We start from the raw sequence: 20,317 nt of genomic DNA, 5'->3' as shown, positions 1-20,317 counted from the left end.
GAAGCCCTGTCGCTTGAGCGCCGGGAGGAAAAACGAACGGCGACTTTAGTCGCCTTCCCCACCAAGGGGGAGAACGAAAAGAGGTACAGTTTGGTCGGTACGATCGGAGGCAGCACTGTTTTCCCCCCGATCCAATTAACTGCTCGGTTCTAGAGCATGGGAGTGGCGTCGCATCCCAAGGTAAGAACTTGAACACTTGCCAATAACATAGCCCCCAAAGGGCTGAGGCTGGTCAGTTACCTAAAGATAACAGGCACGAAGCCTCCTCTCGCTACTGCGGGGTGCTGACGGTCTCATCAACCGGCAACTGAATTTGGTTTGGCTGTGGTGGTTGCATCATTTGCTGCCGTTGCTGGTGAAACTGTCGAACAGCTTCGCTGAGATTTTCCTGCTGGGAATTATGATATTCCTGGAACGTCATGCCACCGCCCAAATTTACCTGGTGGATAATATCGAGCATATCAAAACCACCATTTCTTTGTTCGGCAGGATTGATATATTGGTTTGGTTCTAGAAAACTGGGGCGATTTTCTTCAGTTACTGTGGGTTCGGCATGGCTGGTGGTGGCAAACAGAGGCAACGAACAACTTGCCAATGCTACCACCCAAGGAACGATTGCGTACTTCATAGACTTCTCCGGAAAATATTGACAGAAGGTGCTATCCCCAGGAGCAAGCAACAGAACATCGCCTACTCCTTGGGATATCTTCTAATGTAGCTCAATCCTATCCTAGGCGAAGCGACGCCGTAGCAGCGGTTGGATAACCAATAAAGCCACAGCGGCAAATCCTACTAGAACCAGCAAGGCAGCGCCAAAGGTAACCTCTCCCCAAGGTGCGTTCATGACCACGCCACTTAAGTTCCAATTGGGATAGAGGTAAACGTAGCGGATAGGTTCGATGGCGTAGCTGAGGGGATTGAGGCTAGCTACAACTTGCAACCAGATGGGCATAAACGATAGCGGTGCCAAAGCTGTGCTGGCAAACAGCAAGGGCAAGTTGGTCACAAAAATAACCGCAATTAACTCCACGTGACCGGGAAGGGCAAAAGATAGCCCCAAACTCAAGCCAGTTACCCCCAAAACGAGTAAAAAGACCGCCAAGGCAATGATGCCCAACCCCGACAAACTGGGCAATCCCGCGCCTAGAAAACTCGCCGCGCCAATAATGAAAGCGGTTTGAATGAAACTAATGCCGACAATATAAATAGCAGAGGCAATTACAATGGAAAAACGGGTTGCCAGGGGAGCGACCAACAAGCGATTGAGAAAGCCAAATTCCCGGTCGAACATCACCGGCAAACCAGCATTTAAAGCGCCGCTAAAGGCGGTAAAAACAATAATGCCAGCGGCGAGAAATTGGGGATAGTTGATACGATCGCCAAATACACCTTCCGGCATGTTTTGGAACAAAGCGCCGAACAATACCAACCACATCAGGGGTTGAATGATACCAGCAATTAAAGTGGCCGGACGTCGTTTTAATTGAATTAACAAACGGCGATTGAGGGCAATGGTTTCTTGGATGAATTCGGCGAAGAGATTTTCTTGGGCAAGTTCGCCGGTGGTGGTTTGGGTTTGAGGGGAAGTAACGCTGCTACTCATAATGCGAATGGTTTGATTTCTACTGGTTTTTTCAAGAATAACGAGAGCTAGGCCATGTTTTCTTTTTTCTGGGATTTGGGGTCTCGGTTTTGGGTGGCGGCTAAATCCGCATCCAACAGGGTTTGCCCCGTAGCGGCTAGGTACACATCATCCAAGCTGGGTCGCGATTGTGCAATGCCAAAGGTGGGCAATCCTGCTGCTTGTAAAGCCGATTGAATGGTGCTGAGGGCATCGCTTTGGGAGTCTACTACCAAGTTTAGGGTATTGCCCTGGGCGGTGTTGACGATCGCTTGGCGAACGATAGGTAGCGATTGCAGCAGGTCTCTGGCTTTTTCCGCTTCTTCGGTGGGGGTAAACTCCCGAATGCGTAACGTAATGCGATCGCCTCCAATTTTATCTTTTAACTCTCCCGGGGTGCCGCAATCGATGGTCTTGCCGCGATCGATAATGGCTACCCGGTCAGCGAGGGCATCAATTTCTTCGAGGTAGTGGCTGGTGATTAAAATGGTGGTTCCCTGACTTTTCAACTGCCGCAGGAAATTCCATACCGCCAGACGGCTTTCAATATCTAATCCTACCGTCGGCTCGTCTAAGACCAACACGGGGGGTTCGTGCAGCAATCCCGCTGCCAAATCCAAACGCCGCCGCTGACCGCCGGAATATTTGCCGGTTTTGGTGTCGATGATGTCTTCGATGTCTAGCAGCGAGGCAAGTTTTTGGATTTTTGCTTTAGCAACATCTGCTTTTAAATGGTACAGGCTGGCTTGCAGTTGCAGCAGTTCCCGACCGGTGAGCACTTTATCTAAAGCAACTTCCTGTGCCACATATCCCAAGCGCCGCCGCGCCTGTCTGGGTTGTTTGGCAACGGAAATGCCGCCAACTTCCAAATCGCCTTTGTCGGGTTTGGCAAGGGCGCACAAACAGCGAATGGTGGTGGTTTTGCCCGCACCGTTGGGACCTAGCAAGCCAAAAATTTCCCCGTTTTTTACTTCTAGGGAAACATCTTTGACCGCTTCGTTGTCGCCATAGCGTTTGTATAGGTTGCGGATGGCAATGGCAGTATCCATAAATATTTCTTCGCTTAAATATTTTTTAACAAATCTACACGGTTCGATTGTATTGTAAACCAATTTCACCCGCATCTAGCAGCTTGGTGGCAGGGAAAATCGCCCAACCAGCGTAGGCACGCTCCCAAATCCTGTCTATCGTTTCTATTTGGGATGGCAAATTGTCTCCAACCCAACATCGTGGATAATTGTTCATAATAACGATAATGCGCAGCAACTACGGAATTGGTTCTTTGCAAAACGCACCTACATACAACCATCCCAAACCAGCCAAACGCGCTCTGCTGTTAATCAATCCCAATTCGCGCCAGGGGCGAAAAAATCGGTCGGCGGCGGTGAAACATTTGGAAGCGGTGGGGATAGAATGCGTACAGGCTCATCCCCAACATCCGAGCGAGTTTGCCGATACGATCTGCCAGTATCGCGATCGCGTGGATGCGGTCATCATTGGCGGTGGCGATGGTACACTAAATGCGGCGGCGGAAGGGTTGGTGGAGACGCAGTTGCCTTTGGGGATTCTCCCGTTAGGAACGGCGAATGACTTGGCACGCACTTTAGGCATTCCTACGACACTTCCTCTGGCCTGTCAAGCGATCGCTACGGGCAAACGCCACCGCATCGACCTCGGTTGCGTCAACGGCAAATACTTTTTCAACGTAGCCAGCATTGGTTTGAGTGTCCGCATTACCCAACGACTCACCAAAGCAGCCAAGAAACGTTGGGGGGTGTTTGCTTATGCGGTAGCTGCCATTCAAGCGATTTGGCAAGCTCGACCTTTTTCCGCACTGATCGAACACAACCAGACTTTTATTCCCGTCAAAACCATTCAAATTGCAATCGGGAACGGACGCTACTACGGGGGTGGCATGACTGTCGCCCACGATGCCACGATTGACGACCAGCGTTTGGATTTGTACAGTTTGGAAATGAAGCGCTGGTGGCAGTTGTTGGTATTGCTGCCTGCTTTTTGGAGCGGTCGCTACGATACCCGTTTGGGGGTACGCACTTTGGAAGGTCAGGAAATTTCCATCCACACCCGTTCTCCCTTCCCCATTAATACAGATGGGGAAATTACTTCGTATACGCCTGCTCACTTCCGTTTGCATCCCCAAGCTATTTCTGTGTACATCCCCGCCAATCCCCCAAGACGGCGATTTTAGTGGGGTGGTTTTCATGGGGCATTTTTGGAAGTATATTTCGATACAAAAAAGCCAGAAGTTCTGGTTGACTGCGGGGAACCCACAAGGAATACTCCGAAGCAATTGGTTTTTCCTAAGCATCTTTGGCGATGTTTTTCTAATTTTTGTATCCAAATTTAAATTTTTGTACGAACTGGCTTTGTCCCTGCTAAGATACCCTAACTGTATGCTTTTTAGAAAACTCTCCCAATCGTCAATTCACGGCAATTCCTGCTAGTATAGGTTTAAGGCTGTCGCAATTTAGTTGGGAACATACCTCTTGGTTTGTCATTTTCTTGTTGGCGGACCAAGAAAAGGAGATGGCAAATGGCAAGAAATTATTTTTCCAGTCCAAACTCGGAGGCAACAGCAAGCGCATATCGCAGCATTCTCTTGTGGTTTAAAGAAAGACAATACCACGTTGATAGTACCGAGGCCGACGGGGTCTACTTAATTCAAGCGGCAAAATCGGGAACTCTGCGTACTTTGTTCGGTGCCAATTTGGCTTTCAAAGTAAAAATCTACGACTCTGAAGCGCCTTCTACCCCAAACGAATTTATTGTAGAAACCAGCACTGGCAAATGGGTGCAAAATTTAGCTGGTGCTGGTATTACGTCGATGGTGTTGGGTGGATTTCCCATTATCACTGGCGTGGCTAGTGCGGGTTGGGCATTGGTGCTGGAAAATCAACTTATCGATCGGATCAAAAATACTTTAGAGTTGACCTGCATCAAACGCGAAGAAGCCCCTTCTGCAAGGAATCCCCAGGGGGATATTCAACCTCAAACAAGCGATCGCACTTCCCAGGAGCGCTTGCAAAAATTGGAAAAAGCTTTAGAAGCAGGCATCCTCACCGAAGAAGAGTTTCAAATGAAGAAGGCAGCTTTGGAATCAGAAGCTGATGAAGAGGTGATGGAAGCTGCCATCCAGAAGAAACTCGAACAGTTGCACGAAGCCTTTTCCAACGGTATTTTAGACGCCAATGAATACGAGGCGAAAGTACAGGAAGTGGAAGCGGCTGCTAAGAAACAGTTGGAGCAAGAACAATATGAGAAGGAAAAAGCCGAAAAAATTGCCAAATTTACCGAAGCGCTAGAAAATGGCATTCTCACGGAGGAAGAATACAAGCAGAAGATTGCCAATCTCTAGGGTTTGGTTTTTTGGTTTTACTGGGAGGATGGAGGCGATCCCAACCACAACCGTTTGCCCCAAGCCTGTTAGAAAAAGGACATTTCTCCAACGACTTCCAATCGCTTGTAATGGCTGAGGTTGAGGTAGGTATCGGCAAGTTCTTCTGCTACGGTTGGGGTAATCCATCCCATTTGTTTTAAAATCTGGATGGCAACGGCGTATTTGGCGCGTTTGGCACCATCGAGGACTTTAATTGCCAATCCCATCCCTTCCCCCTCACGACCGATACATTGAATGCCTTCTGCCCCCGCCTTGCTAATTACTTGCCCTGCGCTCAGACGCATCAACTCGGTGTCAAATTCTCCCTGTGCCGAAATCATTTCGGGATAATGCAGCATGGCTCGACAAATGCGCTCCATATCCAGGTTATCCCCAGAACTGAGGTGAGCGTAGAGCGTCGCCATTTGCACCAGCTGCATGTAGTAGGTGGGAGCGCCGCAGTCGTCTCTAGCGCTAATAAATTCATCGGGTGGCATGCCCAGCATTTCCGCCACTTTACCGATAATCAGTTGCTGGACGGGATGGTTTTTTTGTAAATAATTATTTAACGACCAATTGCGCTGGCGACAAACGCTCAACATGCCGGCATGTTTGCCAGAACAGTTGTGTTCGAGGGGGCTGGTGCGACCCTCTGGAATCGGACATTGCAGGTCTGTGGGTTCCACGTCGCTGCGCCACAAAATCCGAAATACCTGCCGCACTTGGTCCATTTTCCCTTTGTGGGAAGCACACATGACGGCGAGGTCTTTGTCGTTGAGTTGGTATTGTTCGAGGACCCCCGTACCGATGGTGGCTAGAGCTTGAAAGGGTTTGAGAGCAGAGCGCACGAAAGACCCCGCACTGGCATCACCGGCTAAGGAAAGAATCCTACCCCGATTGTCGCAGACTACGGCTTGGACGCGGTGTGTCGATTCGACAATACCTTCTCGCAGCAGTCTGACTTCTAATTCTTCAACTTGATGTCGTTTTCCCCTGGTCATGGGTTAAACTTTAGCATTTCCCTCAACGGTTGCAAAGGGGTGGGGATGGATTTGATGCCCCTACAAGAAATTCCAGGCTATCCCCCCTGCCAGAAAGAGCAATCCCCAGTATCGGAAGGTTTGGTGCATTCGCCGCAATAGGGGTTGAATTTGATAGTCTGCCAACAAGCGATCGCGCACTTGCATTTCCGGGGTTTTGGTCCAAGACTGGCCGTCGTACCACCCCGACTCTTCGTATTCTATCCGCGATTTGACCAAGCGATCGCGCACGTATTTCCAACCCAGATACAGGCGCAGCCACACCAACAGTAGTAGAAACCCCGCTCCCCCCGAAGATGCCAGAAAAAAATGCGCCGGATCCTCTTGTGGGGGATAGCTAGCCGCCGCCACCGGTCCAAAAACCATCCAACTGCCCCCCCAAATCCAGATGGCTTTTCTGATATAGGCGCCTGGGGTTTGGGTAGCCCAACGGTAAAACCAGGACGATTGTAGTTGTTGGTACTCGTTGAGGGGCTGTTGTTCGGTAGGAACCGGACAAAATTCCACAGAACGTTCTGGTGCCATGATTTAGTTTCCTGTAGGAACGACCGAAGAGTAGGGAATGTGTTGGGCGTGACCCCAAAATGCTTCTAGATTGTAATATTCGCGCTGTTGGGGCTGTAAAATATGAACGATCGCTTCTCCGTAGTCCAAAAGAATCCAGATGCCTTCCGACTTCCCTTCCACCCGCAAAGGCTGGCGCTGGTACTGCTGTTCCACCTTTTCTTGGATAGATTGAGAAATAGCGCGTGCTTGCGCCTTGGAATAGCTGGTTACCAGAATGAAGTAATCGGTTAAATAAGATACTTCCTCAACGTAGACCAGCAAAATATTTCCCCCTTTCCGCTCGTCTGCCGCCGTAGCCATGGTGGTGGCTAGCTGCCAGCTGGGGTCGTCGGATTGTTGGTTGTCAGCTGCTAGGGTGAGTCGTTGAGATTGGGAATATTCAGCCATCCAGGAATTCCTATTTGCTTACTCGTCTACAAAGATTAATTTAAGCCGATTTTTCGCGGACCTTTTGCCGTTGTTTTTCTTTTTTGGCCGCTGACATCGACCAGTTGCGAGTTTCTAACGTACGCGGGTGAATGGTACGATGGGTTTTGAGCATGTGTTGGATGGAAGCATCGCAAGTCGCCCAAACGGCTTGCAAGAGGCTTTGATAGCTAAGCGATCGCAGATACTCCAATTGGGGCGTATCGCCGCGACCCGGTTCCAAGCTATCCGCCAAAAACACCACGCAGCTCAAAGCATCCATATTAGGTTTGCCCAGGGTGTGGTTGCGAACGGCTTCCAAAATGGTTTCGTCGCGCACCCCAAAGCGATCGCGCGCTACAATGGCACTCACATCGGCATGGAGCAAATGGGGATTTTCCCGCAAAATCGGGTCGATTTCCAACCCTTCCGCACCGGCCATTTCCAACAAGCGATCGCCAGGAAAATACTTCGCCAGGTCGTGTAACAACCCAGCTGCCGCTGCTTGGCGACTATTGAGGTGGTGTGCCACTGCCAAATCAGTAGCCATTTGCTCGACCCCGAGAATATGGCGAATTCTTGGCTGGGGAACATTCTCCGCCAACCAAGCCAGCACCTCATCCCGCATTCGGTTGTACTCCTTTTCGTTGCTTTTTAAATCCACAGGAAGTAAAAAGTTTTTGCATCCTCTTATGCCCTAGAGTAGCAAATTTTTCCAGTTCCTTGTAGAGTCCCCGGGAGCAACAGCATGCCACCGGATCCCGGGGGAGGCCCTCAACCAGGGATCAATTGAGAAAACAACCCCTCATACTCCCTCAAAGCGCGATCGAAACTGTACTGAGCCACCGCATATTCGCGCCCCTGGCGTCCCAAATACGCAGTTTTCTCGCGATTTGCGTACAACTCGCGAATGCCACCGGCCAAAGCAGCGGGATTTTCCGGTTCCACCACCAAGCCCCCACCGCTGCGGCGAATGGCTTGGGCCGCCGACCCATTGGCAGACACCGACCCCACAATGGCCCGACCGCTGGCTAAAATCACCGGAATTTTGGAAGGCATATTAAAAGAAATATTACGTTTTTGCACCACCAATCCCACATCCGCAGCCGCCAGCATATCCGGCAGCATTTCTCGGGGTTGAAACGGGCGCAGCAACACATTGGTACCGGGTTGGTATTCCTGTTTGAGGGTTTCTAAAGCCTTGGCTTCTCCCACAATAACAAACCGCACATCAGGCAAGTCCTGCAATTGTGCGGCCGCCGCCACCACCGTTTCCAAGCCCTGGGTAAGCGCAATGTTGCCCGAATAAAGCACCACAAATTTGCCCTGCAACTGATTTTCCCGACGAAAAGCACTCTCGGCTTGGGACAAAGGTCGGATAAAATTCACATCCACCCAATTGGGAATCTGTACCAACTTTTGCGGCGGAACCTGTTTGTTTAATAAATTATCGGTGAACCCATCAGCAATCACCGAAATTTTGCTGGCATGGCGATAGGCAAATTTTTCTAAAATACGAAATACCCCAATCAAAAAAGAATTTTTCAACAAACCCACTTGAATCGCCCCATCGGGCAAAATATCTTGTACGTTAAGCACCAAAGGACAGCGGTAAATCCATCGCAGTAACGTTGCTGGCAGGCAAACCGGTAAAGGAGGCACCGTCGCAAATACCAAATCGGGACGCCACCCGTTGAACGCTTGCGGCAAACTGGAAACCACAAAGCTACCGTCTAAAAGAATCCGGTCGAGCAGACCCGGATCCGAACGGACCCAGACATAGCTGCGCTGTACCCGGACACCTTGCCTTGGTTCCACCAGATAGAACTTACCGCGATAGTCGGAATAAATTTGCCGTTGGGGATAGTTGGGCATGCCGGTAATGACCCGTACTTGGTGCCCCCGGCGAACCAATCCTTCTGCTAGTTCGGTCATCAACGGGGCGATGCCAATGGGTTCGGGATGGTAATTGTAAGAATAGATGACAATACGCATAAATTTGGGGAAAAATGGATTTTGTACGAGATGAAGTGGGTAGGTTAGCTAGGAAAATCTAGGCTTTACCGTGGAAAAGTTGGTTCTCTACCTTTCATCTTTCATGTTTCCCAGCCATTTCCCCCGACTTCTTCAACAAAAATATTGATATGGAATCTCGATTTTGATTGGGGCAGCTGGGAGAAACTTTCTGCTCTATCTTCAAGCTGCCAATCGCGGTAGACTGTTTGTGTTTGACTCGATTTTAAGGAGTAGGTCCCCTCACTGATGGATGTATCTTCGGCTCGCATTTTAGACGGCAAAGGATTGGCGAAGAAAATCCAAGCAGAAATCGGCACCCGTGTGGCAGAAATTCGGGCCGGGGGGCAGCGTCCCCCCGGACTGGCCGTGTTGATGGTGGGAGAAGACCCCGCCAGCGCCACCTATGTCCGCAATAAAGAGAAAGCTTGCGATCGCCTGGGTATTGCTTCCTTTGGTCGTCATTTTCCCACAGAAACCACCCAAGAAGAACTGGAATCCGCGATCGCGACCCTCAACCAAGACCCCCAGGTAGATGGCATTTTGGTGCAATTGCCGCTTCCCGACCACCTCAATGCCGTACAAGCCCTCTACCAAATCGACCCGCAAAAGGACGTTGATGGCTTACATCCCACCAACATGGGTCATTTACTGCGGGGAGAACCAGGTTTGCGCAGCTGTACCCCTTCTGGCGTCATGCGGTTGTTGCAAGAATATAAGATCGAGCCCCAAGGCAAACGGGCCGTGGTGGTTGGACGCAGTATTTTGGTGGGCAAACCCATGTCCTTAATGCTGCTAGACGCCAACGCCACGGTGACCATGGCCCATTCTCGCACCCAAGATTTAGCCAGTTTGACCCGCGAGGCTGATATCCTGGTAGCAGCAGTGGGTCGTCCGCTGATGTTTGGGGCTGACGCCGTCAAACCGGGGGCTACAATCATTGATGTGGGCATCAACCGCGTCTACGACGAACAAGCCGGCAAAGCCCGATTGATTGGCGATGTCGATTTTGCAGCTGTTCAAGAAAAAGCCAGCTATATCACGCCGGTTCCTGGTGGCATCGGTCCCATGACAGTTACGATGCTGCTACACAATACATTGGAAAGTTACCTCCACCGCACCGGCGCGGCCTCCTCCTAAGGAGACAGCTGTTGGTGTGGGGGCGATGCCCTGAGCTTGCCAAAGGGCGCTGCTGTGTAGGGGCGAACGGCGTTCGCTCGAAGTCCACCACGAGGGTTGAAGGGATGGTATCCAGGAAAGTTGCCAATTTCGATCTATCAACGTACATGGCACAACGAAAGGCGTGGGTAGAAGAGGCCTTAGACCGGTCGCTGCAAATCGGCCAGCCGGAAACAATTTACGAGTCCATGCGCTATTCCTTGCTGGCAGGAGGCAAACGCTTGCGACCCATTCTGTGCCTGGCTACCTGCGAGTTGGCTGCGGGAACTGTGGAGATGGCGATGCCCACAGCTTGTGCCTTGGAAATGATTCACACCATGTCTTTAGTCCACGACGATTTGCCGGCTATGGATAACGATGACTACCGGCGGGGGCAGCTCACCAACCATAAGGTATATGGGGATGATATTGCCATTTTGGCAGGAGATGGTCTGCTGGCTTATGCTTTTGAATATATTGCCACGCAAACGCAAAGCGTACCGGCCGAGCGGTTGGTGCGGGTAATTGCCCAAGTAGCGCGTGCTGTTGGGGCTGCCGGTCTGGTGGGCGGTCAAGTGGTGGATTTGGAATCTGAGGGCAAACTGGATATTTCCGTGGATACCCTCAATTTTATCCACCGCCACAAAACCGGGGCTTTGTTGGAAGCCTGTGTGCTTTCCGGGGCGACCCTGGCGGGGGCCAGCGAAGCGGATTTGCGCCGGTTGTCGGTGTACGCCCAAAATATCGGCTTGGCTTTTCAGATTGTGGACGATATTCTGGATGTTACGGCCACGCAAGAAGCTTTGGGGAAAACCGCTGGCAAGGATGTGACAGCGAAAAAGGCCACCTATCCTGGTTTGTGGGGATTGGAAGCCTCCAAACAAGAAGCGATCGCGCTGGTCGAAGCCGCCAAGGAGCAACTAGAACCGTTTGACGAACGCGCCCACCCCCTCGCAGCGATTGCAGATTTTATTACCACCCGCAGTTACTAATGGGGCGACGATGTATCATTTCAGCGTTTTAAACGTTTTCCAAAATCGCGTCTTGGTGGTGGCGGTGGTTGCCTGCATCGCTGCTCAGGTATCCAAGTTTTTGGTGGATTGGTTGAAAAACGGCAAGCCCAACTGGCACGTTTTGGTGGAAACCGGCGGCATGCCCAGTTCCCATTCAGCTTTGGTAACGTCTCTGGCAGCAGGCGTGGGACAAACGGCTGGCTGGAGCAGTATGGAATTTGCGATCGCGGCTATCTTCGCTGCCATTGTCATGTACGACGCTACGGGGATTCGGCGTGCCGCCGGCAAACAAGCCAAAATTCTCAATCAAATGATTGAGCTATTCCAACAAGAGGAACACGAATTCAGCGAAGACAAACTCAAAGAACTGCTCGGACACACACCTTTCCAAGTTTTGGTAGGATCGGTATTGGGTCTGGCCGTTTCTTGGATAGCAGCCCCCACGTACTAAAGTTGGCACTTGCAACCAACGAACGATTGACCTTCTTTCTATTGTAACTGTTTCCACGGCAAACGCTTGTCGCTGGCAAGGGCAAGGCTATGAGAAAATACATATCTGCTTGGGTGCTGCTACCAGCATTTCTTTCTCTCTCAGCCACCAGCAGTCCGGGACCGATGTCGGTTTACCTGCAACGGGTGAGCCAAAGCGCGCTCACGACGTCGGCGACCACAGAAGCACGCCCATCACCCCCCCCCACTCGGGAAATATCCCCACCATCTCGATGGGCTGGGGCCAGCTTGCGATTGCAGGTGCTGGATTTTCTCTTTTCCCACTATCCTAGCTTTCAAAGCCAACATCTGGACCAACACCTCGTCAACTACCGGCGCTATCTAGACACCTACGGTCCTCCCGATATTTTAATCGTAGGCAGTTCCCGCGCCCTCCAAGGCATCCATCCCCAACAACTCCAGCAAGCCTTGGCAGCCCAAGGCTATCCCCGAGTCAAAGTATATAACTTCGGCATCAACGGTGCCACTGCCCAGGTGGTCGCCTTGGTCCTACAACAGGTGCTACCCCCCGACCAACTTCCGGATGTGATTCTCTGGGGAGACGGTTTGCGTGCCTTTAACAGCGGCCGTACCGATAAAACCTTTCAAGCCATTCAAAACTCCCGCGCCTACGAGTTCCTGCAGGCTGGCCTTCGTCCTCTCCTCAGCCACCATCCGGCTTTACCGGCGGCTTTGTGCGGTGGCGACGCTTCCAGGAATACCGCAGCCAGGACCAACCATCGTAGCCACCATGTCATGCGATCGCTTTGGCAATCCCAGCAGCAAAAACTGCGCCGAGACTGGCAGCAAACCGTTGCCGAAACCCCCCTAACCGAACTGAAAAACTGGAATTTAACCGGCATCCCAGACTTCCTACGCCAACCCTGCCCGAATTTCCTAGAAACCCCCCCTACCAACATCCCCATTTCCATGCCACCATCAGGCAGCAAAACCCCGGATACTTGGGGATTTGTCGCAGTCAGCCAGCAATTTCGTCCCGAACCATACTATCAAAATTACCCCAAAGTACCGGGCAAATATGACGGCGACTACCAGCCATTTCAATTGCAAGGACCGCAAACCCAAGCGTTGAGATCGGTTCTCAATTTTGCCAGAGGACGCCATATTCCTGTCATTGTGGTTAACCTTCCCCTTTCCCAACCCTATCTCGATGCCACCCGCCGCCAGTACCAAGCCAAATTCCGCCAGTTTATGCAACAGCAAGCCGAGCAGTATAATTTTATCTTTCGGGATTTATCGCAACGTTGGGTCAACGAATACCAATATTTTGAAGACCCCAGCCACCTCAACCGCTACGGTGCGGCAGCTGTAGCCCAACAGTTAGCCAGCGATCGCACCATTGGTTGGTCTTCACTGCTCCAAGACCCTTCCTAAGAACTCCCATCAACGAATCGCAACGTCGAAGCCGGCAGCCATCCGAACAAGTGTTGTAAACTACATCAAAGGACCGCCCATAAAGAAAACAATGTCCCAACAACCATCCAACAAGATGAAAGTAGCGTCTTTGCCTACCGAAGTTATTTTGACAAAATCCTCCCAATCTTTGGGCAAAATTCACCTAGACTGGATGCCCCAACCCGGTCACTATCTCAATCTAGAAGGGGAAACCTACGCCGTTCTAGAACGGCGGCATCGCTACCAGTTAAAATCCGGTCGCTACCGGCTCGATCGAATTGCTCTGTACGTACAATCTGCACCCGGATCGCCTGTCGAAAGAAGCTTTACCAACGGTCGCTGGGTTCTCGGAGATGCCACCTGCCGCTACAATGCCGGCTCGGAAATTATTCGCTGTGCAGTGAATCCAGAAGGACCGTGCCAACAATGTCACTATTATGAACCCAAGGATGCCTCCACATCCTCCTAACCCCAACCACCTGCTAGCGATAGATCGTTCCATCCGGTGCGATCGCACCTTGCAACTGCGCATCTTCGAGCAGCGTTCCAGTTAAATCGGCACCTTCTAAATTGGCACCGATTAAAAGGGCACCGCTAAGGTCAGCATAACTCAGGTCAGCATTTCTGAGGCTGGCCCCCCTCAAATCCGTGGGAAAATCGTCCCGCAGGCGTTCCACTCCCAAGTTAGCACGGTACAAGTGAGCGCCATCGAGCTGTACTTCGCACAGAGAAGCCCCACTAATATGAGCGTAGCTGAGATCGGTGTTTTTTAAATTCGCAAATCCCAAATCCGTCCGCTGGTCGGAGGTGGACCGCAAATCCACTTCAAAAAGCATGGCTCGAAACAAATTCGCTCCAGTAAAATTGGCACCGCAGAGAATAGCCTTACTTAAGTTGGCAGTTTCTAAATGGGTGCGCACCAACTTGGCATTGCTCAAGTCGGCTTCCCGCATGACCGCCGCCCCAAGATTGGCCTCTTGAAAATCCGTCCCCCACAACAGTGCCTCGCTGAGGTTGGCTTTTTGGAAGTTAGCCCCGCTAAAATCGCTTTTGCCCAAACGAGCCTGGCGCAAATCTGCCTCGCTAAAGTCAGCACCGCTCAGGGTCACCTCAATTAAGTCAATTTCCCGCAGAATGCTGCCGCGAAAACTTTTTTGACCGTTTAAATATTGCTTGAGAATTGCCGCCGCATCCATAAAAATCAAAAAATGTCAAGGAAATTCCGCGAGAGCGATCGCACCTGCGACCGCCCATCTTACCAAAAAAACACCTAAGCTGTGGAGCTGGATTGGGAGTGGGCACCCACCAACTCTGCCATCAATTCTGCCACGGGAACGATCCGTTGCGCCCGTCCGGCATTCGCTCCAGCAAAGACCAAACCATTTTCCACATCTCCCCGTGCGGCTCGATCCAAAACGCGGATAATACAATAAGTTTCCTTACGTTCGCGGCAGGCACAGGTCTTCAAACAGTTAGCAATGCAGCGTTTTTCCAAGTCTTCAGACCCCGCGATCGCTGCTTCAGCAAACGCATTGCGCAAGGCCCTTCCCGGCAATCCCACCGGCGAAGGTACAATCGTCACATCTTCCGGACGCGCCTGCAAGTGAAACTCCTTATATCGCGGATGCGCATCGCATTCTTCCGTAGTAATAAAACGGGTGCCCATCTGTACGCCATTGGCCCCTTTCGCCAACATGCGATCGATATCTTCACGGTCCCAAATACCACCAGCAGCAATAACCGGAATCTCCGCCTTCACCTGTTCCCGCAGGTACGTTGCCAACTCCGGAATCACCCGTTCGGTATTCAACGCTTCCGAATCCAAATCCTCGTACTTCGCACCCAAATGACCGCCAGCGGTTTTCGGACACTCGACAATCAAACCATCCGGCAGACGTCCGTAGTTGCGCTTCCACTTGCGGCAAAGAATTTGCGCCGCTCTGACCCCCGACACAATGGGCACCAAAGCCACTTCTGGATGCTCGGCCGTGTACTCCGGTAGCTGCAACGGCAACCCAGCACCGGCAATAATAACATCCGCACCGTTCGCCGCCGCTGTTTCCGCCAAATCCGGATAGTCGCGCGCCGCTACCAAGATATTCACGCCAATGATGCCATGGGGACTGAGCTGGCGTGCTTTTTGAATTTCGTCAATTAACGCTTTTTTGTTAGCCTCGAAAAAATTGCCTCGGCGGCGGTTGCTGTCGTAGTAGGGAGAGTTAAATCCCAACCCCACCGCTGAAATAATCCCGATACCGCCAGCATTGGCCACCGCACTCGCTAGGGAGGCACCGGAAATCCGAATTCCCATGCCTCCCTGGATAATGGGATAGCGCGCTTGGTGATTGCCAATTTGTAAGGAAGGTAATGTACGAAATGTCATAGTTTCTCCTGGGCACTATTACTTTATAACACTTTGGTAATATAAAAAGCTGGTCTTGGGCAAGGAGTTTTCCGAACCACCAACGTTCTCCATACATCGGACAACTGCTATAAAATAGCCAGCAACCAGCATTGCTAGTTGCCGACTGAAAAAAACGGATTGCCGAAATCTCCGCCGCAAATTTCTTAAACCGCTTGCGAGAGGCGTGGTTTCAAATCTTGGTTGAGATAGGCATCAAACAAAGCTGCTACATTGCGTACCAGCAAGCGACCGGCCGGGGTAACCTGAATTTTCTCCGGCGAGTTCACCACCAAACCGTCTTCTACAAATTCCTGCAGTTGCTCGTTGACATCGGCAAAATAACTGTCGAAGTCTAGATTGTGCCGTTGGGAAAAGGCATTTTTATCCAGGGTGAAGTTGGCCATGATTTGCTTGATGGCATCGCGACGGATTTTATCCTCTGGTTTTAATTTCACACCTTTGGCAATGGGAATTTCACCATTGTCGATCGCTTGGTAGTACTCTTTCAGGGTTTTGTGGTTTTGCACGTAGACATCGTCTAGCATGCTGATGGAGGTGGCACCGAAGGCTAGCAAATCGGCCTCTTCTTGGGTGGTGTATCCCTGGAAGTTGCGATGCAGTTTGCCTTGTTCCTGTGCGATCGCGAGTTCGTCTTCCGGCTTGGCAAAGTGGTCCATGCCAATAAAACGATATCCCCCATTGGTTAATTTCTCAATCGTCAATTTGAGAATATCCAATTTTTCCTCCGCTGAAGGTAGCGCCTCGGTGGGAATGTTCTTCTGAACTGGTTTCATCCAGGGAACGTAGGCAAAGCTAAAGACCGCAATGCGATTGGGATCCAAACCCAGAGTTTTCTCTAGGGTATCCCCAAAGGTGGCCAGGGTTTGGTGAGGTAAGCCATAGACCAAATCCACATTGGCACTATCGAAACCAGCTTCCCGAATCCAAGACATCACATCAAACAGCATCTCTTCTGGCTGGATACGGTTGATGGCTTCTTGCACTTGCTGGTTGAAATCTTGAATGCCGAAGCTGATGCGATTGAATCCCAAATCCCGCAGGAAGAAAATATAATTTCTATCTACGTACCGGGGACTAATTTCAATGGAAATTTCCGCATCCTCAGTAAATTGAAAGCTGTCGCGAAACTTGCTCCAAAGCTTTTTAATTTGATGGAGATTGAGATAGTTTGGCGTTCCCCCTCCCCAGTGCATTTGGGTAACTTGCCGTTGGGAATCCACCAAAGAGGCGATTTGGTCGATGTTTTGGAAAACGCGGTCTAGATAGGGAGGGACAATGCGGCGGTTTCTGGTGATAATGGTATTGCAGCCGCAAAAATAACAGGCACTCTCACAGAAGGGAATGTGGCAGTACAGGGAAATGGGTGATTTCTGTTGGTTTCCCGTTGCGATCGCTTGGTGTAGATCCGCTACGTCAAACTCCTGGGAAAACATAGGCGCTGTTGGATAGCTGGTGTAGCGGGGGGCCGGACGATCGTATTTTTTTAATAAATCGGGATGAAATTGAACGGTTTGCGATAGTACTCCCATTAGCAGTCTCTCAATACAGGATATTTCCAAGCGGTTTGCAAATTTAAGGACAGCCGATTTGAGAAGGTTTGTCTTCTTTGGCTGGCGCTATTGACAACTTCAAAAAAGAGCAATCCAGTTTCAAAAAAAGGATTTTGTAGGGAAAACTTACCGGCTAGGCTGCCACCGAGCCAGCCGGTTATTGGGGATCCACTTCAAAGCAGTTCGAGCCACTTGTCTTTACATTGAAGAATTTTAATCACTGTATAGCTATCAAGCGAATTTTGTGCGAAAACTTTTCATAACTTAACAGATTTATAGAGAGAGCGGGGGGAGATTGATTAAAAATAGAGATTTTGGGGGTGCGATCGCTAGTCACAGCCACAATGATGATATACATTTATATAGCGATGCAACTATAAAAAAGGAAACCGGACAACCGTGGTGAATACGCTACCAAAAGAAAATCCCCAAGGATCCACGCCTAACGTGAAAGTTCCTCAGAAAGAAACCGTCTTTACCCCCCGCTTTTACACCACCGACTTCGACGCCATGGCGGCGATGGATTTATCCTCCCAGGAAGACGAGTTGCGTGCGATCCTCGAAGAACTGCGCGCCGATTACAACCGCGACCACTTCCAACGGGATGAAGAATTCAACCAATCCTGGGACCATCTAGACCCCGAAACCCGCCAAACCTTCATTGACTTTCTGGAACGCTCCTGTACTTCCGAATTTTCTGGCTTTCTCCTGTTCAAAGAACTATCCCGACGCCTCAAAAATAGAAATCCCCTACTCGCAGAAGCCTTTCATTTGCTGGCGCGGGATGAAGCGCGGCATTCCGGATTTCTCAACAAATGCATGAGCGATTTTAACCTTTCCCTAGATTTGCGCCACATGACCAAAACGCGCAAATACACCTTTTTCAAACCGGAATGGGTGATTTACGCCGTCTATCTATCGGAAAAAATCGGCTATTGGCGCTACATTACCATTTATCGCCACCTGGAAAAACATCCCGAATGGCGCTTTTATCCGCTATTTAGCTATTTCAAACGTTGGTGTCAGGATGAAAACCGCCACGGAGATTTCTTTAACGCCTTGTTGCGATCGCAGGGCAAACTGTACAACAATTGGAAAGCGAGATTGTGGGCGCGTTTCTTCCTGCTCACTGTCTTTGTCACCCACAGCGTCACCGTACACGAACGAGACACCTTTTACACCAGCGTAGGACTCGATCCCACCGAATTCGACCGCCACGTCATTCGCAAAACCAACGAAACCTCAGCGCGTGCTTTCCCCGTCATTCTCGACGTGGACCATCCCCAATTTTTCCCACGAATGCAAAAATGCTGCACCCTGAACCAAAAAATGGCTGCCATCGACCAAAGCCACCGACCCAAAGCCATTAAATGGTTGCAAAAGCTGCCTCTAGCTGCCTCCATGTTGGGTCACGTGGTGCGCATGTATTTCATCAAACCCATTTATGTAGAACCCCAACGAGGAATTGCCAAGTAAACCAACCTGCCAGCCAGCAAATACCAGGCAAGCGGATGTGTGTGGGAGATTCCCATCCATCCGCTGACTCATCCCATCCAGATTCGATTCTGGATACCAGCCCAAAAGAAAAGCTACACGACGCGGCTTCAGCCCCTCTCGTAGCATCCTTTTGGGAATCCCCTCCTCTTTAGAGAGGGGAGTTATACCAAATCCGATATACATAAACCCACCAAAATGTAGGGAGAATGCCCTCGTGCCTACCCCCTACAAAAAAGACCCACAGCAGGGGATATCCCGACAAAAAATTGTGGTTTTTCCATGTCGGATTTGGTATTATTGGTATAATTTGACTTAGTTGTAATTTTTCGTAGATGAGTGTCAGTGTGCCAAGTCTGGCTCGATTCTGACCCATCAAAAGTTACCAAAAGAGCCTTGAGGAATTTCCTCAAGGCGTTGTGGGATCCCACCGTACTTACAAACGTACGCTATGACTGCTTAACTTTTATAGTTAATGCATAGTTTTGTCCAGTTTGGAAGTATCAGTAGTCAACGTGTTAGATTAAGCCGGTGTTTCTTCTACTTTGTCAGCAGGTTGCGGTTGCGATTGCTGGCGTTTTTCTAGAAACTGCGGGACGTAGGATTTTTCTAGCAATCCCAGAACGCGATTGTGTTCGTCAAGAACCGTAAGCTGGGAAAGCTGTTTTTCCTCCAGCATCATCACTGCTTCCAACAAAGTGCGTTCACCTTGAATGGTATTTTTCGCATCCTCTAGTTTGGTGATTTCTCGTACCGATGTATGGGGCCATTCTTGCGTAGAAACCAGCTTCATATCATCGACCGACAAAACACCGATGAAATGACCCATTTCGTTGGTGACAATAAATTTCTGCCATTTTTTCTGGCCAATGACATAATTATTGGCAAACTCTCGTAGAGAAAGATTTTCCGCAACAATGGGACTATCCGGCGTCACGGCATCGGCAGCTTTCAGGCGAGATAGTTTGTTTTGGACGCTGGCGGATTGTGCAGCAGAACCGGCATTTTGCAGCAAGAAGAAGCCGATCAAAATGGCCCACAGGGCGTTAATGTTGCCGTATAGGAACAGTTGCAAGCTAGCTAGGAGAATGGCAACCCAACCAAAAATTTGACCGACGCGACCGGCAAAAATAACACCTTTGTAAGCATTGCCGGTAATTTTCCAAACCAAGGATTTGAGAATGTTGCCGCCGTCGAGAGGCAGACCGGGAATGAGGTTGAAGACTGCTAGGACGAGATTAATATAGGCTAGCAGCTGAATGACTGCACCTAAAGGTCCACCAAGCGGTAAGACAGTGCTCAATCCTAAAAATAGGCCAAACAGCAAAAAGCTAACGGCCGGACCTGCGATCGCGACCCAAAAAGCCTCGGCTGGGGTTTTGGATTCTTTTTCCAAGCTAGCCAGTCCGCCGAACAGGAACAGGGTAATAGAGTTAACACCAACCCCTTGTTTGATGGCTACCAAACTGTGTCCCAATTCGTGGGCCAAAACGGAAGCAAACAGCAGCAAAGCGGCTACAAATCCAGACAACCAAGGAATATACCCGGGTAGATTGCTAAATTGCTGTGCTAAGCCACTGCCGTAGCTAAAGGTAACCAGTGCTAAAACTAAAAACCAAGAAGAGTTGATATAAAAAGGAATTCCAAATAAACTACCAACGCGAATATTTCCGTTCATAAACTCTTGGCCTCCTTTATCTTTAATAAATGGCAAGAGGCACAAGCCAGT

Annotated in this window: 20 protein-coding genes; 8 read left to right on the top strand and 12 right to left on the bottom strand. The window is 50.3% G+C overall.

All coding sequences use genetic code 11. From position 1 onward, the window contains the following. Window positions 1-271 precede the first annotated feature (271 nt). The 3 genes from AS151_RS15950 to AS151_RS15940 form a co-directional block, all read right to left on the bottom strand. A complete protein-coding gene (locus AS151_RS15950; protein WP_071518054.1) occupies window positions 272-628 on the bottom strand; it encodes a hypothetical protein in 357 nt (118 codons plus the stop codon). Between the two features lie 102 nt (window positions 629-730). Beyond that, entirely contained in the window at window positions 731-1,603 is an 873-nt protein-coding gene (locus tag AS151_RS15945) for an ABC transporter permease (protein WP_071518053.1), read from the bottom strand. A 47-nt stretch (window positions 1,604-1,650) separates the two neighbouring features. Then, on the bottom strand, window positions 1,651-2,670 hold the full coding sequence (locus tag AS151_RS15940) for an ABC transporter ATP-binding protein (RefSeq protein WP_071518052.1): 1,020 nt from the start codon (window positions 2,668-2,670) through the stop codon (window positions 1,651-1,653). 206 nt (window positions 2,671-2,876) lie between these two features. Between AS151_RS15940 and AS151_RS15930 the strand changes: the two genes are divergently transcribed. Further along, window positions 2,877-3,830: a lipid kinase gene (locus AS151_RS15930; protein WP_084639634.1), complete on the top strand. Its 954-nt coding sequence runs from the start codon at window positions 2,877-2,879 to the stop codon at window positions 3,828-3,830. A gap of 345 nt (window positions 3,831-4,175) precedes the next feature. Then, window positions 4,176-4,997 (top strand): SHOCT domain-containing protein, encoded by an 822-nt coding sequence (locus AS151_RS15925; protein WP_071518050.1) that lies wholly within the window; start codon window positions 4,176-4,178, stop codon window positions 4,995-4,997. A 68-nt stretch (window positions 4,998-5,065) separates the two neighbouring features. On the opposite strand, the gene AS151_RS15920 is transcribed toward AS151_RS15925, so the two are convergent. From AS151_RS15920 to AS151_RS15900, 5 genes are all read right to left on the bottom strand, one after another. Further along, window positions 5,066-6,019 carry an asparaginase gene (locus tag AS151_RS15920; protein WP_071518049.1) on the bottom strand — a complete coding sequence of 318 codons (954 nt, stop codon included), beginning with the start codon at window positions 6,017-6,019 and terminating at the stop codon, window positions 5,066-5,068. 60 nt (window positions 6,020-6,079) lie between these two features. Further along, window positions 6,080-6,583 carry a CGLD27 family protein gene (locus tag AS151_RS15915; protein WP_071518048.1) on the bottom strand — a complete coding sequence of 168 codons (504 nt, stop codon included), beginning with the start codon at window positions 6,581-6,583 and terminating at the stop codon, window positions 6,080-6,082. A gap of 3 nt (window positions 6,584-6,586) precedes the next feature. Next, entirely contained in the window at window positions 6,587-7,012 is a 426-nt protein-coding gene (gene rsfS, locus AS151_RS15910) for a ribosome silencing factor (RefSeq protein WP_071518047.1), read from the bottom strand. A 40-nt stretch (window positions 7,013-7,052) separates the two neighbouring features. Beyond that, on the bottom strand, window positions 7,053-7,694 hold the full coding sequence (gene yqeK, locus AS151_RS15905) for a bis(5'-nucleosyl)-tetraphosphatase (symmetrical) YqeK (protein ID WP_343327437.1): 642 nt from the start codon (window positions 7,692-7,694) through the stop codon (window positions 7,053-7,055). A 110-nt stretch (window positions 7,695-7,804) separates the two neighbouring features. Further along, window positions 7,805-9,025: a glycosyltransferase family 4 protein gene (locus tag AS151_RS15900; RefSeq protein WP_071518046.1), complete on the bottom strand. Its 1,221-nt coding sequence runs from the start codon at window positions 9,023-9,025 to the stop codon at window positions 7,805-7,807. Window positions 9,026-9,292: 267 nt separating this feature from the next. Between AS151_RS15900 and folD the strand changes: the two genes are divergently transcribed. The 5 genes from folD (at window position 9,293) to AS151_RS15875 (ending at window position 13,588) form a co-directional block, all read left to right on the top strand. Beyond that, complete coding sequence (folD, locus tag AS151_RS15895) at window positions 9,293-10,183, top strand: bifunctional methylenetetrahydrofolate dehydrogenase/methenyltetrahydrofolate cyclohydrolase FolD (protein WP_071518045.1); 891 nt, start codon at window positions 9,293-9,295, stop codon at window positions 10,181-10,183. Window positions 10,184-10,287: 104 nt separating this feature from the next. After that, window positions 10,288-11,193 carry a geranylgeranyl diphosphate synthase CrtE gene (crtE, locus tag AS151_RS15890; RefSeq protein ID WP_071518044.1) on the top strand — a complete coding sequence of 302 codons (906 nt, stop codon included), beginning with the start codon at window positions 10,288-10,290 and terminating at the stop codon, window positions 11,191-11,193. Window positions 11,194-11,203: 10 nt separating this feature from the next. Beyond that, window positions 11,204-11,665, top strand: a complete 462-nt coding sequence (locus tag AS151_RS15885; RefSeq protein WP_071518043.1) for a divergent PAP2 family protein — start codon at window positions 11,204-11,206, stop codon at window positions 11,663-11,665. Window positions 11,666-11,754: 89 nt separating this feature from the next. Continuing rightward, a complete protein-coding gene (locus AS151_RS15880) occupies window positions 11,755-13,098 on the top strand; it encodes a hypothetical protein (RefSeq protein WP_139240694.1) in 1,344 nt (447 codons plus the stop codon). Between the two features lie 115 nt (window positions 13,099-13,213). Beyond that, window positions 13,214-13,588 (top strand): DUF6464 family protein, encoded by a 375-nt coding sequence (locus AS151_RS15875; RefSeq protein WP_071518078.1) that lies wholly within the window; start codon window positions 13,214-13,216, stop codon window positions 13,586-13,588. Between the two features lie 13 nt (window positions 13,589-13,601). Here AS151_RS15875 and AS151_RS15870 read toward each other — a convergent pair whose 3' ends face one another. From AS151_RS15870 to hemN, 3 genes are all read right to left on the bottom strand, one after another. Then, a complete protein-coding gene (locus AS151_RS15870) occupies window positions 13,602-14,315 on the bottom strand; it encodes a pentapeptide repeat-containing protein (protein ID WP_071518041.1) in 714 nt (237 codons plus the stop codon). A gap of 74 nt (window positions 14,316-14,389) precedes the next feature. Further along, window positions 14,390-15,502 carry a nitronate monooxygenase family protein gene (locus AS151_RS15865; protein WP_071518040.1) on the bottom strand — a complete coding sequence of 371 codons (1,113 nt, stop codon included), beginning with the start codon at window positions 15,500-15,502 and terminating at the stop codon, window positions 14,390-14,392. A gap of 185 nt (window positions 15,503-15,687) precedes the next feature. Then, window positions 15,688-17,073, bottom strand: coding sequence for an oxygen-independent coproporphyrinogen III oxidase (hemN, locus tag AS151_RS15860; RefSeq protein ID WP_071518039.1), 1,386 nt, complete (start codon window positions 17,071-17,073; stop codon window positions 15,688-15,690). A gap of 420 nt (window positions 17,074-17,493) precedes the next feature. On the opposite strand from hemN, the gene acsF reads away from it, so the two are divergent. Beyond that, the gene (gene acsF / locus AS151_RS15855; RefSeq protein WP_071518038.1) at window positions 17,494-18,570 is read left to right on the top strand and encodes a magnesium-protoporphyrin IX monomethyl ester (oxidative) cyclase; all 1,077 of its coding nucleotides are present in this window, start codon (window positions 17,494-17,496) and stop codon (window positions 18,568-18,570) included. A gap of 541 nt (window positions 18,571-19,111) precedes the next feature. On the opposite strand, the gene AS151_RS15850 is transcribed toward acsF, so the two are convergent. Continuing rightward, entirely contained in the window at window positions 19,112-20,266 is a 1,155-nt protein-coding gene (locus AS151_RS15850) for a site-2 protease family protein (RefSeq protein ID WP_071518077.1), read from the bottom strand. Between the last annotated feature and the right edge of the window lie 51 nt (window positions 20,267-20,317).

This window comes from Geitlerinema sp. PCC 9228, assembly GCF_001870905.1.
Taxonomy (GTDB): Bacteria; Cyanobacteriota; Cyanobacteriia; order Cyanobacteriales; family PCC-9228; genus PCC-9228.
Note: the sequence above shows the minus strand (reverse complement) of the source record. Positions and strands in the feature narration are given on the sequence as shown.

Excerpts from the sequence above, each read along its gene's own strand:
- AS151_RS15950 (WP_071518054.1), bottom strand. The coding sequence starts at position 628 with ATGAAGTACGCAATCGTTCCTTGGGTGGTAGCATTGGCAAGTTGTTCG.
- AS151_RS15945 (WP_071518053.1), bottom strand. The coding sequence starts at position 1,603 with ATGAGTAGCAGCGTTACTTCCCCTCAAACCCAAACCACCACCGGCGAA.
- AS151_RS15940 (WP_071518052.1), bottom strand. The coding sequence starts at position 2,670 with ATGGATACTGCCATTGCCATCCGCAACCTATACAAACGCTATGGCGAC.
- AS151_RS15930 (WP_084639634.1), top strand. The coding sequence starts at position 2,877 with ATGCGCAGCAACTACGGAATTGGTTCTTTGCAAAACGCACCTACATAC.
- AS151_RS15925 (WP_071518050.1), top strand. The coding sequence starts at position 4,176 with ATGGCAAGAAATTATTTTTCCAGTCCAAACTCGGAGGCAACAGCAAGC.
- AS151_RS15920 (WP_071518049.1), bottom strand. The coding sequence starts at position 6,019 with ATGACCAGGGGAAAACGACATCAAGTTGAAGAATTAGAAGTCAGACTG.
- AS151_RS15915 (WP_071518048.1), bottom strand. The coding sequence starts at position 6,583 with ATGGCACCAGAACGTTCTGTGGAATTTTGTCCGGTTCCTACCGAACAA.
- rsfS (WP_071518047.1), bottom strand. The coding sequence starts at position 7,012 with ATGGCTGAATATTCCCAATCTCAACGACTCACCCTAGCAGCTGACAAC.
- AS151_RS15900 (WP_071518046.1), bottom strand. The coding sequence starts at position 9,025 with ATGCGTATTGTCATCTATTCTTACAATTACCATCCCGAACCCATTGGC.
- folD (WP_071518045.1), top strand. The coding sequence starts at position 9,293 with ATGGATGTATCTTCGGCTCGCATTTTAGACGGCAAAGGATTGGCGAAG.
- crtE (WP_071518044.1), top strand. The coding sequence starts at position 10,288 with ATGGTATCCAGGAAAGTTGCCAATTTCGATCTATCAACGTACATGGCA.
- AS151_RS15885 (WP_071518043.1), top strand. The coding sequence starts at position 11,204 with ATGTATCATTTCAGCGTTTTAAACGTTTTCCAAAATCGCGTCTTGGTG.
- AS151_RS15880 (WP_139240694.1), top strand. The coding sequence starts at position 11,755 with ATGAGAAAATACATATCTGCTTGGGTGCTGCTACCAGCATTTCTTTCT.
- AS151_RS15875 (WP_071518078.1), top strand. The coding sequence starts at position 13,214 with ATGAAAGTAGCGTCTTTGCCTACCGAAGTTATTTTGACAAAATCCTCC.
- AS151_RS15870 (WP_071518041.1), bottom strand. The coding sequence starts at position 14,315 with ATGGATGCGGCGGCAATTCTCAAGCAATATTTAAACGGTCAAAAAAGT.
- AS151_RS15865 (WP_071518040.1), bottom strand. The coding sequence starts at position 15,502 with ATGACATTTCGTACATTACCTTCCTTACAAATTGGCAATCACCAAGCG.
- hemN (WP_071518039.1), bottom strand. The coding sequence starts at position 17,073 with ATGGGAGTACTATCGCAAACCGTTCAATTTCATCCCGATTTATTAAAA.
- AS151_RS15850 (WP_071518077.1), bottom strand. The coding sequence starts at position 20,266 with ATGAACGGAAATATTCGCGTTGGTAGTTTATTTGGAATTCCTTTTTAT.